This is a genomic window from Bradyrhizobium sp. P5_C12 (assembly GCF_054049735.1).
In genome coordinates, this window is the sequence record NZ_JBFULU010000048.1 from 36,085 (window position 1) to 52,858 (window position 16,774).

Annotated in this window: 16 protein-coding genes; 3 read left to right on the top strand and 13 right to left on the bottom strand. The window is 64.7% G+C overall.

Going from position 1 to position 16,774, the window contains the following annotated elements:
* Positions 1 to 3: 3 nt before the first annotated feature.
* The 10 genes from ACXJMY_RS30955 to ACXJMY_RS31000 form a co-directional block, all read right to left on the bottom strand.
* Positions 4 to 402 (bottom strand): YybH family protein, encoded by a 399-nt coding sequence (locus ACXJMY_RS30955; RefSeq protein ID WP_456623138.1) that lies wholly within the window; start codon positions 400 to 402, stop codon positions 4 to 6.
* 261 nt (positions 403 to 663) lie between these two features.
* Complete coding sequence (locus ACXJMY_RS30960) at positions 664 to 1,527, bottom strand: sugar phosphate isomerase/epimerase family protein (protein ID WP_456623139.1); 864 nt, start codon at positions 1,525 to 1,527, stop codon at positions 664 to 666.
* Complete coding sequence (locus tag ACXJMY_RS30965) at positions 1,527 to 2,732, bottom strand: dihydrodipicolinate synthase family protein (RefSeq protein WP_456623140.1); 1,206 nt, start codon at positions 2,730 to 2,732, stop codon at positions 1,527 to 1,529. Before ACXJMY_RS30965 ends, ACXJMY_RS30960 begins: the two co-directional genes overlap by 1 nt.
* A gap of 10 nt (positions 2,733 to 2,742) precedes the next feature.
* Positions 2,743 to 3,894: a Gfo/Idh/MocA family protein gene (locus ACXJMY_RS30970; protein ID WP_456623141.1), complete on the bottom strand. Its 1,152-nt coding sequence runs from the start codon at positions 3,892 to 3,894 to the stop codon at positions 2,743 to 2,745.
* Complete coding sequence (locus ACXJMY_RS30975) at positions 3,891 to 5,288, bottom strand: hypothetical protein (protein WP_456623142.1); 1,398 nt, start codon at positions 5,286 to 5,288, stop codon at positions 3,891 to 3,893. The genes ACXJMY_RS30970 and ACXJMY_RS30975 overlap by 4 nt, the downstream gene beginning before the upstream one ends.
* Before the next feature lie 226 nt (positions 5,289 to 5,514).
* The gene (locus ACXJMY_RS30980; RefSeq protein WP_456623143.1) at positions 5,515 to 6,360 is read right to left on the bottom strand and encodes an ABC transporter ATP-binding protein; all 846 of its coding nucleotides are present in this window, start codon (positions 6,358 to 6,360) and stop codon (positions 5,515 to 5,517) included.
* Positions 6,361 to 6,511: 151 nt separating this feature from the next.
* Positions 6,512 to 7,504, bottom strand: coding sequence for an ABC transporter substrate-binding protein (locus ACXJMY_RS30985; protein ID WP_456623144.1), 993 nt, complete (start codon positions 7,502 to 7,504; stop codon positions 6,512 to 6,514).
* 62 nt (positions 7,505 to 7,566) lie between these two features.
* Positions 7,567 to 8,376: an ABC transporter permease gene (locus tag ACXJMY_RS30990; RefSeq protein ID WP_456623145.1), complete on the bottom strand. Its 810-nt coding sequence runs from the start codon at positions 8,374 to 8,376 to the stop codon at positions 7,567 to 7,569.
* A gap of 228 nt (positions 8,377 to 8,604) precedes the next feature.
* On the bottom strand, positions 8,605 to 9,312 hold the full coding sequence (locus ACXJMY_RS30995; protein WP_456623146.1) for a TetR/AcrR family transcriptional regulator: 708 nt from the start codon (positions 9,310 to 9,312) through the stop codon (positions 8,605 to 8,607).
* A gap of 199 nt (positions 9,313 to 9,511) precedes the next feature.
* A complete protein-coding gene (locus ACXJMY_RS31000) occupies positions 9,512 to 10,360 on the bottom strand; it encodes a VOC family protein (RefSeq protein WP_456623147.1) in 849 nt (282 codons plus the stop codon).
* Between the two features lie 208 nt (positions 10,361 to 10,568).
* Between ACXJMY_RS31000 and ACXJMY_RS31005 the strand changes: the two genes are divergently transcribed.
* Both ACXJMY_RS31005 and ACXJMY_RS31010 read left to right on the top strand, forming a co-directional pair.
* Entirely contained in the window at positions 10,569 to 11,462 is an 894-nt protein-coding gene (locus ACXJMY_RS31005; RefSeq protein ID WP_456623148.1) for a sugar kinase, read from the top strand.
* 19 nt (positions 11,463 to 11,481) lie between these two features.
* Positions 11,482 to 12,399, top strand: coding sequence for a ribokinase (locus tag ACXJMY_RS31010; protein WP_456623149.1), 918 nt, complete (start codon positions 11,482 to 11,484; stop codon positions 12,397 to 12,399).
* 150 nt (positions 12,400 to 12,549) lie between these two features.
* On the opposite strand, the gene ACXJMY_RS31015 is transcribed toward ACXJMY_RS31010, so the two are convergent.
* The gene (locus ACXJMY_RS31015) at positions 12,550 to 13,770 is read right to left on the bottom strand and encodes an NAD(P)/FAD-dependent oxidoreductase (protein ID WP_456623150.1); all 1,221 of its coding nucleotides are present in this window, start codon (positions 13,768 to 13,770) and stop codon (positions 12,550 to 12,552) included.
* Positions 13,771 to 14,007: 237 nt separating this feature from the next.
* On the opposite strand from ACXJMY_RS31015, the gene ACXJMY_RS31020 reads away from it, so the two are divergent.
* The gene (locus ACXJMY_RS31020) at positions 14,008 to 14,802 is read left to right on the top strand and encodes an enoyl-CoA hydratase/isomerase family protein (RefSeq protein WP_456623151.1); all 795 of its coding nucleotides are present in this window, start codon (positions 14,008 to 14,010) and stop codon (positions 14,800 to 14,802) included.
* A 9-nt stretch (positions 14,803 to 14,811) separates the two neighbouring features.
* On the opposite strand, the gene ACXJMY_RS31025 is transcribed toward ACXJMY_RS31020, so the two are convergent.
* A complete protein-coding gene (locus ACXJMY_RS31025; protein ID WP_456623152.1) occupies positions 14,812 to 16,152 on the bottom strand; it encodes a TRAP transporter large permease in 1,341 nt (446 codons plus the stop codon).
* Entirely contained in the window at positions 16,149 to 16,727 is a 579-nt protein-coding gene (locus tag ACXJMY_RS31030; protein WP_456623154.1) for a TRAP transporter small permease, read from the bottom strand. Before ACXJMY_RS31030 ends, ACXJMY_RS31025 begins: the two co-directional genes overlap by 4 nt.
* Positions 16,728 to 16,774: the final 47 nt, after the last annotated feature.

Consider the following 16,774-nt stretch of genomic DNA (forward strand, 5'->3'; position numbering starts at 1 on the left):
AGCTCAGTTGAAAGTATGCAATCTCAGCTTCAGTGAGCCGTCCGCTTGACGCTCGAACACGTGGGTGGCAATGCCGCCGACGCTTTGGCGGCTCCCATCCGGTCCCTTGCCGTCGGCCGTCCATTTTGCGGTACTGAAGACGACCTTCTCGTCTCCACCCGCGTCTATGATCGTTAGTTTGTGACCAGTGAATCCACCTGAAAACAGCCCAGCGAAGAACTCTTCGATTTCTTCCGGACCCGATATGACCTGATGCGTTGGTGGTAGCACTTTAGCGTTTGAAACATAGGCTGCGGCGACCGCTCTCGAGTCAGCTTTGTTGAACGCCGAATCCCAGGCGGCATAAGCTCCAGTAATTTCGTCTCTGACGTCGAAGCTTGTCGAGGGCGCCAAGTTCGTCATGATTCCCTCCCTCAGGTTTTGCCTTGTTGACCGCCGCATCCTATCACTGCTGGGCAGTGCGGGTAATCGGGAACGTGTGGGAACCGGCGTGCTATTCTAATTGGACCGAGGATCTAACGAGGTAGGTCCATATTTCCGCGGAGGATCATTCGCGGACGGGTCGAGCCAGCAGCACGTCCGACCATTGTCCGTTCTGCCGCCGAAAGCGGGCGCAAAGTCAGAGGGGGCCATACTGACGGCCGCCAACAGCGCGCGCGGGACCTACACCACAGTCCGGTGCCGTTCGATGCAGGTGCGCAGCACCTCGTCCATCGGCTTACCCCACCAGTCGTTGGAGAATATCTCGATCTCGGAATAGCCGGCATAGCCTTGCGCCTCGACCGCGGCGCGCACGGATTTGATGTCGATCACGCCGTCACCCATCATGCCGCGATCGTTGAGGATGTCCCTGGTCGGAACCAGCCAGTCGCAGACATGGAACGCCAGCAGCCGGTCCTGGCCGGCGCGCGCGATCTGGCCCATCAGGTCCGGGTCCCACCAGATGTGATAGACGTCGAGCGCGACGCCGAGCATGCCGGTGCGGCCGGGGTCGAGCCGGTCGCAGATGTCGAGTGCCTGTTTTGTCGTATTCACACAGGCGCGGTCGGCTGCGTAAGCCGGATGCAACGGTTCGATCGCCAGCGGCAGCTTTGCCTGCCTGGCGTAGTCGAGCATGTCGGCAAGGGCCTCCTCGACCTGCCCCCGTGCCGCCACGATGTCCTTCGATGTCTCGCTGCCCGGCCGCGAATATTGCGGCAGGCCGCCGGCGACGAGCACGATGCAGGGCGCACCCAGCGCCTCGGCTTCGTCGACACAGCGCCGGTTGTCGTCATGCACTTCGGCGCGGCGCGAAGCATCGGAGGTGAACATGCCGCCGCGGCAATAGCCAGAGAGATCAAGCCCCGCGTCACGCACCGCGCGCGCCGCGCGATCGAGGCCCACGGCGGCGACCTGATCGCGCCAGGGATCGATGGCGCGAATGCCGTGCTCTGCACAGGCATCAACGATCTGAACGAAGTCACCCTGCTTGCGGACAGTCGCCGTGTTCAGCGACAGCCAGCGGTGGTCAGACGAAAAATCACGCATCACGATTCGATTCCGTGCGAAACCATGACGGCCTTCATGCGCCGCGTCGCCAGTTCGGGATTGGCCAGCAGCCCGGCCTGATCCGCCAGCCGGAACAGTTCGGCCAGATGCAGCGTCGAACGCGTGCTCTCCTGGCCGCCGACCATGGTGAAATGGTCCTGATGGCCGTTGAGATAGGCCATGAACACCACGCCGGTCTTGTAGAACCGCGTCGGCGCCTTGAAGATGTGCCGCGACAGCGGCACGGTCGGCCCCAGCACGTCGTGGAAGCCGGCCTCGTCACCGGCAGCCAGCCGCGACAGCGCGTAGGACGCCGCCGGCGCGATCGCATCGAAGATGCCAAGCAGCGCGTGCGAAAAACCCTGCTCGTCGCCGGCGATCAGCTCCGCGTAATTAAAATCGTCGCCGGTGTACATCTTGATGCGCTTGTCCAGACGCCTGCGCATGTCGATCTCACGCTGCTTGTCCAGCAGCGACACTTTTACGCCATCGACCTTGGCGGCGTTGCCGTTGATGATGGCCACCGCGGTGTCCATCGCCTTGTCGAGATCTTTCGTGCCCCAGTAGCCCGTCAGCGCCGGATCGAACATGTCGCCGAGCCAGTGGATGATCACGGGCTCCCGGACCTGCGACAGCACGCGGTCATAGACCTTTGCGTAATCATCGGCATTGCGGCCGAGTTTTGCGAGAGCGCGCGACGCCATCAATATGATGCGGCCGCCGACCTTCTCGACCGCCGAGACCTGCTCCTCATAGGCGCGGATCACGTCGTCGAGGTTTTTGGCGTCCTCGACCGCGAGATGGTCGGTGCCGGCACCGGAGAACACCAGCGCATTGCGGCGCCTGGCGGCGGCGACCGAGCGCGTGATCAGCTCCAGCGAGGTCGGCCAGTCCAGCCCCATGCCGCGCTGCGCGGTGTCCATGGCCTCCGCAACGCCGAGGCCGAGGTCCCAGATATGCTCGCGGAACGCGATGGTCTTGTCCCAGTCGACGGCGACCGAGAGCCAGGGATCGTTGTCCGCGAAGGGATCGGCAACGGTGTGCACGGCGGAGAACGCGATGCGATTCAGCGTGCCTTCAAGCCTCGCGGGAAACGTTCGCGAGGCCGCGAGCCGGTAGGTCTCGATCGACCGGTCGGCTTTCGGCAGTTTGAGCGACAAGGACGACATTGAAGGAGCAGGCTTGGGCAGGACGGGCTTGTTCATCGTTGCCTCCTTAGACCTTGATCGGCGCGACGTCGATCCAGCGCCGCTCCTTCCAGCTCTTCAGCGCGCATTCGGCGAGCTGCACGCCCTTGGCGCCTTCGAGCAGCGTGAACTTGTAGGGTGCATCCTCGTAGACGTGGCGGATGAACATCTCCCACTGCTCCTTGAAGCCGTTGTCGTAGCTGACGTTGTCCGGCAGCTTCTGCCAGTCGCCGTAGAAATCGTGCAGCCGCTTCTCGTCGGGATTCCACACCGGACGGGGCGTCGCCTGCCGCGCCTGGATCATGCAATCGGAGAGGCCCGCGACCGCCGAGCCGAGCGTGCCGTCGACCTGGAAGGTGACGAGATCATCGCGGTAGACGCGCGTCACCCAGGACATGTTGATGTGGGCGATGACGCCGCCCTCGAGCTGGAACGTCGCGTAGGCGGAATCGTCCGCAGTCGCCTTGTACTTCTTGCCCTGCTCGTCAAACCGCTCAGGAATGTCGGTATTGCCGATGCAGACCACGCTCTGGACGTTGCCGAAGAGATTGTCGAGCACGTAGCGCCAGTGGCAGACCATGTCGAGGATGATGCCGCCGCCGTCCTCGTCGCGGTAATTCCAGGACGGCCGCTGCGCCTCCTGCCAGCCGCCCTCGAACACCCAATAGCCGAACTCACCGCGCACCGAGAGGATGCGGCCGAAGAAGCCGGAATCGCGCAGGAACGCGATCTTCTTCAGGCCGGGCAGGAACAGCTTATCCTGCACCGTGCCGTGCTTGACGCCCTTGGCGTTGGCGAGCTTGACGACCTCAAGGGCCTCTTCGAAGTTCGTCGCGATCGGCTTCTCGCAATAGACGTGCTTGCCGGCATTGATAGCCTGGGTCAAAAGGCCCGGCCGCGCCTGCGTGGTCGCGGCATCGAAGAACATGGTGTCGTTCTTGTCGGCGAGCGCAGCATCGAGGTCGGTGGTCCAGCGCGTAATGTTAAACCGCTTGGCAAGCCCTTCGACCTTCTCGGCGCTGCGGCCGACCAGGATCGGATCGGGCATGATGCGGTCTCCATTCTTCAAGCGGACGCCGCCCTGGTCGCGGATCGCGACGATCGAGCGGATCAGATGCTGGTTGAGCCCCATGCGGCCGGTGACGCCGTTCATGATGAGGCCGAGGCGTTGCGTGGTCATGCCGATTTCTCCAAGAGTGACTTTGGCTGTTCGAGCGGGGCGAGCGCCGACCAGTCCGGATGGACCGACGTCGCAAAGCCCGCTGCATGAAGCGATCCCGTCAGGAGATCGCCGTTGTGAATGTGGAGGCGGATGCCCTGCCCGGCATCGGCATAGAGATCGGGATGCGCGGCCGCGAAGGCCTGGGCTTCTGCGAGAGGCGTCTCGCCAAAACCGTCGACATAGTGATGGCCGTTGCGCTCGGCATGGGCGATGCCGAGGAAGGCGCCGAGCGCGAGGTCCTGCTGCACGGCAAGGCCGGCCTGGCAGGTCAGGTCCTCGCTGGTCACGAAGAACTTCTCTCCGCCCACACTCCACTTCGCCGCTCGCGTGGCGTTGACGACGGACTTGTAGAGCGCCTTGCAGGATTTCGAGGAGATGCCGCGATAGCCGAGTGCCCGCGCCGCCGGAAACGCATCGTAGGAATCATCGGCCTCGTCGATGATGAAGCCGCGCGCCGCCAGCGAGCCGAGCGGCGACCGCCGGGTGATGTCGCGCGGCATCGGCTGCTCGACATAGAGCAGCCGCGAGGCGATCGGTCGCAGCGCGGAATCATGGTCGAGCCGATCCATCAGCGCATGCAGTGCCGCGAGATCGGCGTACTGCTCGTTCGCATCGAGCGTCACCTTGTAGCCGCGCCCGAGCCTATCGAGCTCCTTGCCGATCAGCGCCAGCCGCGCTGCGTCGGCTGCGGGATCGCCCAACAGCTTCAGCTTGAAGTAATGCGCACCGGCGTTCTCGTGCGCGTCGGCGACGCCGCCCTTACCTTCGACCGTATCGTCGAGGCCGACGGTATGCCTGATAGCGACGCGCGGCAGCGGCTTGCGGCCGGCAAGAAACGTTGTGATATCCGTTTCCTTCAAATCAGGCGACAGCCGCGCATCGATGCCGGCAATGTTGCCGGCCATGCCATCGAAAAAGCTGGTCTCAACGACGCGCAGCAGCGCATCGAGGATCGCCTTGTCGATTTCCGCGGGGCCATAAGCCGCCGCAAGCGCCGGAATGTTCTTCTTCGCGCAGGTCGCGATCTGTGCGCCGATGCACGAAGCATGCAGATCGAACGCGGTCAGATATCCGGTCCGCGCCAGATAGAGCCCGCGCGCGATCTGAAGCGACCGCCGCAACCCGTCAACCGTCTGTGCCGGAGAAAACTCCGGACGCTTGTCGAACCATTTCGGCACCAGCAGCTCGGCGCTGGCGCCGATTGCGGTCCCCCTGCCCTCGACCTCGACCTCGACCCGCACAAAGAGCTGCGGCGTCGCGTTGATGGTGATCGCGCCGAAGCGGAACGGCCGCGCGAAACGCACGGGACGTTCGAAGAAGGCGATGTCTCGCAGCTTCAGGCGCGGTGCCATGGTGTTACTTGGTCCCAGAAGTCTGGCAGCGTGGACGGTGCACCTCTCCCGCTTGCGGGAGAGGTCGGCACGTTCCGGGCGATGCGAAGCATCGTCCCGTGCCGGGTGAGGGCTTTCTCCTCTGGGGGGATCTCGCGAGTGGAGACACCCTCTCCCCAGCCCTCCCCCGCAGGCGGGGGAGGGAGCGCACCGTGCATATGGCCCGTTCAGAGAACAGCATGACCACCTAATCCAGTGCCCCTTGCGAAAAGAAATGCTTGCGGATGCGCTGCACGAGCTCGGTGAAGACCGGATCGGCCATCACGTCGAGCGAACGCGGGCGCGGCAGCGGCACGTCGTAGATCGCCGCGATCGCACCGGGCCGCTCGGTCATCACCAGCACGCGGTCGGCGAGGAACACGGCCTCCGGAATCGAATGCGTGATCAGCAGCACGGTCTTCCTGGTCTCGCGCTGGATCCGCATCAGCTCGACATTCATGCGCTCGCGCGTCAGCGCATCGAGGGCACCGAACGGCTCGTCCATCAGCATGATTTTTGGATCATGCACCAGCGCGCGGCAGATCGAGGTGCGCTGCTGCATGCCGCCGGAGAGCTGCCAGGGCAGCTTCTTCTCGAAGCCTTCCAGCCCGACCAGCTTCAACAGCGCCTTGGCGCGGTCGAGATATTTTTGCCGCGGCAACCGCTTCATGTCGATCGGCAGCATCACGTTGGAAAGGATGTTGCGCCATGGAAGCAGCAGCGCGTTCTGGAACACGATGCCGACATTGCCATGCGGCTTCGTCACCTTCTCGCCCTCGACCAGGATTTCGCCGGCCGACGGCGGCAACAGCCCGGAGATCAGCTTGAGCAGCGTGGACTTGCCGCAGCCGGATGGACCGACCACGACGAAGAACTCGCCCTCGTTGATGTCAAAATCGAGCGGCCGCAGCGACGGCACGTCGCCGTCGCGCGTCCGGTAGGTCTTCGACACGCCTGACAGCTTGATGCCCGACGCCTCGCCGGCGGCCCGGTCGCTCACCAGTCTCAGATGCGCGGCCGGCTGTGCGTCGATTGGTTTGGTCGCAGGATTCATCGCAACCCTCTCCGCCCGTCGTCCCGGCGAACGCCGGGACCCATACGCCGTGCYGGCGCGTTTGGGCACGCGGCGAGAGACCTTCCGTAACAAGCGTGGACGGTGGTTATGGGTCCCGGCCTTCGCCGGGACGACAGCGGATATTTGTCGCTCACGAGCCGCTCTTCGGCAGGTAATCGCTGGTGTAGAAGGCTTTCGGGTTCTCCTTGGCCTTGGCGTCGAGCCCGCCATATTCGACCATCAGATTGACGGAGTCCGTCATGTTCTGGTCGGTGACCTGGAACGGCCGCTTGCTCTTGGTCTCCGCCGTCCGGTAGAGCGGAATGGTCAGCTCAAAGCCCTGCGTCAGCGTCTCGATCTTGCCGCCCTTCGGGTTGGCATCGAGGATCGACTGCGCCGCCGCCTTCGGCTCCTTCTCGGCGGCTTCGACCGCCTTGGTCGTCGCCGACATGAAGCGGCGGACGAGATCGGCATTGGCCTTCACATAGTCGGAGTTGGCGATGATGCCGGAGGAGACCATGTTGATGCCGTAGTCGGCGAACTTGATCGGATAGACGTCCTTGCCGGTGGCGTCCTTGATCTTCATCGACTGGTCCATGACGTAGCCGAGCAGCAGATCAGCCTGGCCGTTGATGACCGCGTTGAGCTTGGTCTGGCCGTCGCCCGCGACCGTCTGGAAATCGCTTTCCTTCAGGCCGGTCTTCTTCAGGAACAGCGGCCAGATCTGGGTCATGGAGTCGGCCGGCGTGATCGCCACCGTCTTGCCCTTGATGTCCTCGGGCTTCCTGATGTTCTTGTCAGCAAAACCCATGGCGGACATCGGTGAGGTCTGGAGCAGCACGCCGGTCGCGATCACCGGCGCGCCCTTGATCGCGGCGCGCATCATGGTGGGCACGTCGACATAGCCGAAGTCGGCGGTCTTGGCGGCGACCGCCTGCGTGGTCGCAGCCGAGCCGCGGCCTTCCTGGATCTCGAGGTCGATGCCTTCGGCGGCATAAATGCCCTTGGCCTTGCCGTAATAGAACGGCGCGTGCTCGCCATAGACGTACCAGTTCAGCATCAGCACGACCTTGTCGGCTGCCTGCGCCGGCATGGCCGCGAACACCATCAGCGCCACTGATGCAGCTCCTATCCACCGCTTCATCGTTTCTCTCCCTTGCCCTTGTTGCGTCGGCCGTTGGTGGCCGTTCGTTGCTTTGGTTATTGCTAAGAGGCGAAAATCACGTCCTCGCGCTGGCTGACATGCCAGGGAATGACCAGCTTCTCGATCCGGTCCACGATCCAGAACAGCACCACGCCGAGCAGCGCCAGGATCACGAGCGCCGCGAACATCGTCGGCAGGTCGAACGTGCCGATCGAACGCTGCATCACATAGCCGATGCCGGAATTGGAGCCGACGAACTCGCCGACGACGGCGCCAACCACGGCAAGGGTCACCGACACTTTCAACCCTGAGAAGATCGCCGGCAGCGCATGCGGCAGGTTCACCGCGCGGAACACCTGGAAACGGCTGCCCTGCATGGCGCGGGCGAGATCGACCATGTCGGGGTCGACCGATTTGAAGCCCTGCACCGCCGAGACCACCACCGGGAAGAATCCGAGCAGGAAGGCGGAGATCACCTTGGGAATGATGCCGAAGCCGAACCAGACCACGAACAGCGGCGCAATCGCGATCTTCGGCACGGATTGCGAGAACACCAGCAGCGGATAGACGTAGCTCTCCACCGTCTTCGAGCCCGCGATCAACATCGCGACGGGAATGCCGAACAGCGCCGACAGCAGGAAGCCGCAGACCGTCGCATAGGTCGTCGGCCAGGACTGGCGCAGCAGTTCCGGCCATTCGGTGCGCAGCACGGCGACGACATCGAGCGGAGCCGGGATCTGGTAGGCGGGAATCCTGAACACCCGGATCGCGAGATCCCAGGCCACCACGATGAAGACCAGGAACAGAAACGGCCGGATCCAGGCCGCGTTCAGGATCTTCGACACCGCACTTTGCGGCTTCAACTCAGCCACGCCTCACTCCCGGTCGTCTTGTTCTTCGGGGAAGAAATTAACCCGTTGGATAAATACTGTCCAGAGCTTTCCCTGTGACGTTTTGCGCGGGGGGCCGGGTTGGCGGGGGACCGTGGCAGAACGTACCGCCCCTCCACACATTCGGTGTCGTCCCGGCGAAGGCCGGGACCCATAACCACAGGGAGAAATTTGGCGAAGATTGGTCGTTCGGGATTGGCACTGCGAGGACTACACCGTCTGCACCACCGCCGCGCGCTTCTTCGGCGCCTTGACCATCTCCAGCAGCGCCGCCGACTGCCCCGTCAGCGCCGCCAGCACCAGGCCGACCATGTGCGCCAGCCGCTCGTCCTTGGCGTCCTTGGCGAGCAGATCGCGGCCGAAGATCACGCTCAGCGTCGCCGAGTTCGAGAGATAGAAGAAGCAGAGCGCGGCGATCGAGATGTAGAGCTGGACGGGATCGACCGCGACCTGGAAGTCGCCGCTGTCGACGCCGCGCCGCACCACGGTGCGGATCATCTCGACGAAGGGCGAGTGCATCGACTTGACCTTGGTCGAGCGCTTCAGGTGCTTTGCGCGCGCGAGGTTCTCGGTCTGGAGCAGGGACAGGAATTCGGGGTTGCGCAGGAAATAGTTCCAGGTGAATTCGATCAGCCGCCGAATCGCCTCGGGCGGGTCGAGATGCTCGAGATCGAGCCCGCGCTCCTCGCTGCGGATCTTGTCATAGGCGCCTTCGAGCACCGCGAGATAGAGCTCGTCCTTGTTGCCGACGTGATAGTACAGCATGCGCTTGTTGGCGCCGGCCTGGGCCGCGATGCGGTCGACGCGGGCGCCGGCCAGGCCGTGGGCCGAGAACTCCTGCTTGGCGGCTTCGAGGATGCGCAGCCGCATCCCCTCGGGATCGCGCTGCCATCTCAGAGTTTGCTTTGCCTTCGCCAAACCGGTTGCTCGCTGGGTGCTCACAGGTCAGCGTGTAACACGCGAGCGGGCGTTTGAGAACGATCTCGTGCCCAGCAGTTTCGTAGGGTGGGCAAAGGCGCACTTGCGCCGTGCCCACGTCTTCTCACCAAATAGGCAGGACGTGGGCACGCTTCGCTTTGCCCACCCTACGGGAGTCTTCGAGAGGAGAGACCGCCCCTCATTCCACCGGCTTCGGCGAGCGCTCCAGCAGCACGGTCTGGATGCCGCAGGTGCCGTTCCGCACCGTCATGATCCGCGTGCCCGGCTTGCGGCCGTTGCGCACCTCGGTGACGTCGAGTCCACCAGCGATCAGGCGGGCGCGCGTGGCGTCGATGTCGGCCACCCGCCAGCTCAGGCCCCAGAGGCGGTCATGCAGGGCGTCGCCGCCCGCAACGGGACGGCGCACCACCTCGACGACGAGGTCGCCGCAGCGGAAGAACATCAGCTGGCCCCACTCCTGGTGCGAGCGGTCGAGCGCCAGATCGAGCCCGAGCCGCGCGCCGTAGAGCGCGGCGGCGCGCTCCGAATCCTCGGTGGTGATCACGACGTGATCGAGCGCGTCGATCGGTGCGATGTCGGTCGCGGCCGAAAGCGGACGCTGTTCGGCAAGCTCGAGGAAGAACATGCGCACGCCCCGCGTCAGCTCCGTGGCGGCGCGCGTGCGCTTCCAATGCAGGGCCGCTCCGGTTTCGGCATCGCTGCTTTCCACCTCCGCGACCGGATCCGGCCTCAAGGCCACCCGCTCCAGCCGGCGGTGCATCCTGCCCATGTCTGCGACACGAAAGCACAGGCTGGCGAGCACGCCCTCGCGGTCATCCAGCAGCGCGCGCATCCGGTCCGCCGGCAGGCTGAAGCCGCTCGGCGCCATCAGTTCGATCGTCATGTTCGCGAGCGTGAACAGCACCCGGTCGGCGCCCTCGCCGGAATTCTGCCAGGCCGGCGCACGCCCCAGCAGCGTCTGATAGGCCGCCTTGGCCGCACCGATATCCTTGACCAGAGCGACGACGTGATCGAGGCCGGTGATCATATCCCCCCCTTTTGTCGGCCCGGAACACGGGCTGAAGACACGGCATTGGTCCGGGCTTGGCATTGCCCAGCGATGGTCGTATTCCGGCACCAGGCTGACCTCAAGCGCTTCGGGCGGCAGTTTTGCGAATAATTTCAGCGTCCCCCGCGCGGAACCGGTGCTAGAGTAAGCCCGCCGGCCGGGACCACAAGCGCATCACGGACAAGCAATGCAGGCTCTCTTCATCGGACAGACCTATATCGACGTCGTCTTCATCACCGACCACATGCCGACCGGCGACGAGAAGCACGTGGCCTCGGACTACGCGGTCTCTTTCGGCGGCAATGCGGTCACGGCGGCGTTCTGCTGCGCCAAGCTCGGCATCGTGCCCGATCTGATCGCGACGGCGGCCAATGACTGGCTGGGGCGCATGTTCCAGGACATGTGCGCGAAATACGCGATCTCGTTGCATGCGCGAAAAGTGAACCAGTCCTCGCTCTCCTTCATCATGCCCAAGGACGGCAAGCGCGCCATCGTCCGCTGCCGCGACGACACCCACATCCATCCGTTCCCGATGCTCAATTTGGGCGGCTGCCGCGCACTGCACATCGACGGCCATCAGCCCGATGCCGCGATCCATTATGCAAAAGTCTGCCGCGAGGCCGGCATCTTGACCTCGCTCGACGGCGGCGGCCTGCGCACCAACACGCATGAGCTCCTGGAATTCATCGACGTCGCGATCGTCGCCGAGCGCCTGTGCGAGCAGATGGATCTCACGCCGGAGAAGATGCTGGACTATCTCAAGAGCCGCGGCTGCAAGATCGGTGGCGTCACCATGGGTGAGAAAGGCCTGCTCTGGTACAACGAGACCGGCGCGGTCGAGACCATGCCGGCGATGCCGATCCCGCGCGAGCGCGTGATCGACACCAACGGCGCCGGCGACGTGTTCCACGGCGCCTATGTCTATTCCTATCTGGCCCATCCCGGCAAAAGCTGGCGCGAGCATTTCGACTTCGCCCGCGCCGCCTCGACCTTCAAGATCCAGCGCCTCGGCAACGAGGCCGGCCTGCCGACCCTCGTCGACATCGCAAAGGTCCGGCACGAGTTCGAGGTCAGGGCCTAGACTTCGTTAAGGGCATATCATGGGGCGCGTCTTCATCGCCGGCAGCATCAACATGGATGTGGTGGCGACGGCCGACCGCCATCCGAGGGTCGGCGAGACCGTCGCCGGCAAGCAGGTGCTGTATTTCCCGGGCGGCAAGGGGGCGAACCAGGCCGTTGCCGCGTCGCGGCTGGGCGCGCGGACCACATTGATCGGCCGGCTCGGCAAGGATTCCTTCGGCGCCGAGCTGAAGGCATTCCTCGGCGACCAGGGCATCGACCTCGGCTACGTCCAGGAGACCGCCGAAGCGCACACCGGCACCGCCATCATCACGGTCGCCGAGGCCGACAATACCATCGTCGTCATTCCCGGCACCAATGCGCTGGTCAGTGCTGACGACGTCAGTGTCATCCCGCTGCTGAAAGGTGACGTTGCCGTCAGCCAGTTCGAGATTCCGCTGCCGACGATTGCCGCGTTCTTTCAGCGGGCGCGATCGGCTCGAGCGATAACGCTGCTCAACCCGGCACCGGCGAAAAAAATTTCTCGCGAGCTGCTCGAGCTCGTCGACATCCTCGTGCTGAACGAGAGCGAGCTCGGCTTCCTCGCCAGCACAGAGCTCTCCGAGAGCGACACCGCGGCGCGGATCATCGAGGTAGCAGGACAGCTTCAGGCGCGCGAGGACCAGACCATCTGCGTCACGCTCGGCAAGCGCGGCGTGCTCGCGCTCGCCGGCCGCCAGGAATTTGCAGTGCCCGGCCGCGTCGTGAAGGCGGTCGACACCACGGGCGCCGGCGACTGCTTCGTCGGCGCGCTCGCGGCGCAACTGACCGACGACGTGCCGCTACGCACGGCGCTCGCCTTCGCCAACGCCGCCGCCTCGATCAGCGTGCAGCGGATGGGCGCGGGGCCGTCGATGCCGACGGCGGAGGAAGTCGCGTCTGTCATCAAGGCGGGCTGATGCCGTTCTTACCTCGCCCCGCTTGCGGGGAGAGGTCGGATTGCGAAGCAATCCGGGTGAGGGGGTACAGGTCTCGCGATCATCTCATCTGCGGAGAGAGCCCCTCACCCCGACCCTCTCACCGTAAGAACGGGGAGAGGGAGAAGATGATCACGCCAGCGCGCTCTTCAGATCAAAGCCCTCGTCCGCCGCCTGCTCGGGCGTGATCGAGCGATCCATGGCCTGCAATCTGCGGCCGAACATGTGATCGCCGGCGCGGTTGATCGACTCGATGCCGAGCAATCTGTCGCCCTTGTAGCAGAATGCCGAAAACGCCTTCTTGGCGGGGTCGCCGCGCAGCACGACGCGGTCGTAGCCGGTGGTCAACCCCGCCATCTGGAGCTTGTCGTCACCCTGGTCGCTCCAGAACCAGGGATGACCGTCATAAGCCTTCCTGTCGCCGGTCAGCCGCGCCGCCAGGCAGCGGGCGTGGTCGGTGGCGTTCTGCACCGACTCCAGCCGCAGCGATCCGCCGAAGCGCGGGCTTGCGAACAGCGCGCAGTCACCGATCGCCGAGATGTCGGGATCGGAGGTCGAGAGATATTCGTCGACGACGATGCCGGCGGCGACCGACAGCCCCGCCTCGGCCGCAAGCTCCTTGTTCGGCAGCACGCCGACGCCGACCACGATGAGATCGGCGGGCAAGTGCCGGCCGTCGCTCAAGGAGACGCCGGTGACCTTGCCGCCCTCGGCCTCGATCGAGGTCGCCTGCACCCCGAGGTGAATGCGGATGCCGGCCTCGCGATGCCGCTGCTGGAAGTAATCCGAGACCTCCGCCGTCACCGCGCGCGCCATCACGCGTGGGGCAAGCTCGAGCACGTCGACCTCAAGTCCCTTGATCCGTGCGGTCGCCGCAAACTCCAGGCCGATGAAGCCCGCGCCGATCACCACCACCCGCGTCTTCGACGGCATGATCTGGCGCAGCGCCTCGCTATCGTCGAGGATGCGTAGATATTTCACGTCCGGCAGGTTGGCGTTGGGCAGATCGAGCAGGCGATTGCGCGCGCCCGTGGCCAGGATCAGGTGACCGTAGGCAAGCGTCTCGCCCGAGGCGAGGTGCACCTTGCGGCCCGCGCGGTCGATCGACGCGGCGCGGCCCGCGATCAGCTCGATCTTCTGGTCCTGGTAGAATTTCTCCGGCCGGAACATCAGGCTCTCCGGCCCGGCGGAACCCTTGATGTAGGCCTTCGACAAAGGCGGCCGCTGATAGGGCAGATGCGCCTCGTCGTTGATGAGGCAGACGCGGTCGGAAAACCCCGCCTGGCGCAACGATGCGGCGCCCTGGTAGCCGCCATGGCCCGCACCGACAATGATCACCGGACCGCCCGTCATCGGAACAGCCCACTTCCGGAGACACGAGCGTTACCCATGTCGTCTCCTCTCGCGCTGATTTTGGCTTGTGGCCTAGGAGGAGCCGGCGCTCGTGTCCGTCCCTAAACGAAGGCAGTGCATTTGACCCTATCGTTCCGGCCGACGCAAGAGCCTCCACCGGCCGCTCGCGCCGGGGATTGTCACCCCTCGCCTTCTGCGATTTAGTTGCAGAAATGACCTCCTGCCGGGGATTTTCCAATGACCGCTCCCGTCTCCCGACCCGATGATCCCGCTTTGCTGCGGATCGACGGCCCGATCGCAACCATCACGCTCAATCGGCCCGCCGCGTTCAACTCGATCAACCTCGCGATTGCGCAAAAGCTCGAACAGCTCGCGGCCTATATCGAGGGCGCCGACAACATCAGGGTCGTGGTCCTCGAGGGCGAAGGCCGTGCCTTCTCGGCCGGCGGCGATTTGCAGACGATCGGGGCTGCCGCCGAAGCGGGCACGGTGACGCCGGTGGTAGGCCAACTGCTGAAGCACTATCACGCCTTCATCGAGACCATCCGGCGCATGCCAAAGCTGTCGCTGTCGAGCGTCCACGGCTCGGCCGCCGGCGCCGGCATGGGCCTCGCCTTCGTCACCGACCTCTGCATCGCGGCCGACGATGCCAAATTCACGCCGGCCTATGCCAAGATCGGCGTCTCGCCGGACGGCGGCTCTACGGTCGGCATCGTCGGCACGGTCGGCTCCCGCCGCGCGCTCCAGATCTTCCTCTCCGAGGACAATTTTACCGCGCAGCAGGCCCATGAATGGGGCCTGGTCGCCAGGATCGTTCCCGCGACCGAGCTGAAGGCGGCGACGCGGCAGCTCGCCGAGCGTCTGGCGCAGAACCCGCCGGCGGCGATCGCCGGCACCAAGTCGCTGGTCTACCAGGCCGCGACAACGTCAGTGAGGCAGCAGCTCGATGCCGAGGAGCACAAGATCATCATGGCGATGAACACGGACGAGTTTCGCGCCGCCGTGAAGAAGTTCACGAGCAAGGGGAAGTGAGCGCAACCCTTACTTAGGACAGATGTAGCCGGTGCCCGCCGGCGACTTGAAGCAGCCGACCGACTCCGGCAGCACCTGCTGCGGCAGCCACAGCACGACGCTCGGGAAGTAGATCGCAAACGCGATGGTGGCGAGGAACACGACATAAATCGGCAGCGCCGCGCGCAGCGCCTTGGCGAAACTGATGCCGACGAATTTCGACGCCATCAGCAGCACGAGCCCGTAGGGCGGCGTGATCAGGCCGAAGGCGAGCGTGGCGATCAGCACCACGCCCATATGCACGGCGTTGATATCGCCGGCCTCGGTCAGCGTGTTGACCAGCGGCATGAAGATGATGATGGTCGGCACCGGCTCGATGAAGTCGCCGACCACGGTGAAGAGCAGCACCATCAGCAGCATGATCAGATGCGGATCATTGCCCGCGATCGAGGTGATCATGTCGGCGATGTAGCTGGCACCGCGCAAGTACGCGAGCATCCAGCCGAACGCGTTGGCGGCGCCGATCGTGATCAGCGGCAGCGAGAAGATCAGGCCCGCGAGACAGAAATCGTAAGGAATCTTGCTGAAATGTCCGCGGTTCAGCGCGGGAATGACCACCAGGATGATCCAGACCACGGCGACGACGCCGGCCTCCGTCGGGGTGAACCAGCCGGTCAGGATGCCGCCGAGCAGGATGACCGGAATCATCAGCGGCAAGGCGGCATCGCCGGCAGCGAACACGATCTGCCGCAGCGGCGCGCGCGGCTTGCGCAGGCCCGAGGGGCCGAAGAAATAGCAGTAGATCATCAGGCCGAAGCCGATCATCAGCCCCGGCACCACGCCCGCCATGAACAGGCCGGCAATCGAGACGTTGCCGACCGCGCCATAGACCACGGCGGTGATGCTCGGCGGCACCAGCGCCGCAATGGTCGAGGCGGAGGCGATGATTGCGGCGATGAAGGCGGGCTCGTAGCCCTCCCGCTTCATCGGGCCGCCGAGCGCGCGGCTCATCACGGCGACATCCGCGGTGGTCGAGCCCGACATCTCAGAGAAGAACATGCTGAAGACGACGACGACCTGCGACAGCCCGCCCCTGATGTGGCCGACGAGGGACACCGAGAGGTTGGCTATTCGCACCACCACATTGGCCGAGCTCATGAGCTCGCCGACCAGCAGGAAGAACGGGATCGCCAGCAGCGCCTCGGAATCGACGCCGTCAAAGATCTTCTGGATGATCGCGGCGAGCGAGACGTCCGACAGGATCGCGCCGATGAACACGCCGGCCATCAGCGAGAACGGCACGGGGACGCCGAGATAGCCGAACGACAGGAAGCAGACCGTCATCAAGGTCAGGACGACCGGCGCGCTCATGGCTGCGCCCTCATCTGTGCGTCGGTGATCCCGGGCGTGGCATCTTCGTCCGGCGGCTCGGGATGGTCAAAGCCGTTGCGCAGGCCGTTGACCAATTGCTCGACGGTGAACAGGCCGATCAGCACACCCGACAACGGGATGATCGCATAGAGCGAGGCGATCGGCGTGCCCGAGGGCAGGCGAAAACTGCCGAAGCCGCGCAGATAGTTCTGATAGCCGTACCAGATCAGGCAGAACGCGACGCCGAGCACGACGATCCGGATGATCACTTCGACGATCAGCCGCGCCGTGCCGTGCATCGCCTCCGAGATCGCGGTGAGATAGAGGTGATCGTTGCGCCGGGTCGCGGCCGCCGTCCCAACGAAGATCGCATAGATGAACAGCGTCGAGGTCGCCTCCTGCAGCCACAGCCAGGGATGACCGATGGTGCGGGTGACGATGTCGGCAGTCACCGACAGCGAGAAGCCGAAACACAGCACGCCGCAGAGAAGCATGAGCGCGACTTCGAGCCAGTCGAGCCAGCGCCATTTCAGATGGCGCTGGCGTTGAACGAGCAGCTTGTCGGAAATGGTCATCCAATCCCCCGTCGTCCCGGCGAAGGCCGGGACCCATAACCCCAGGC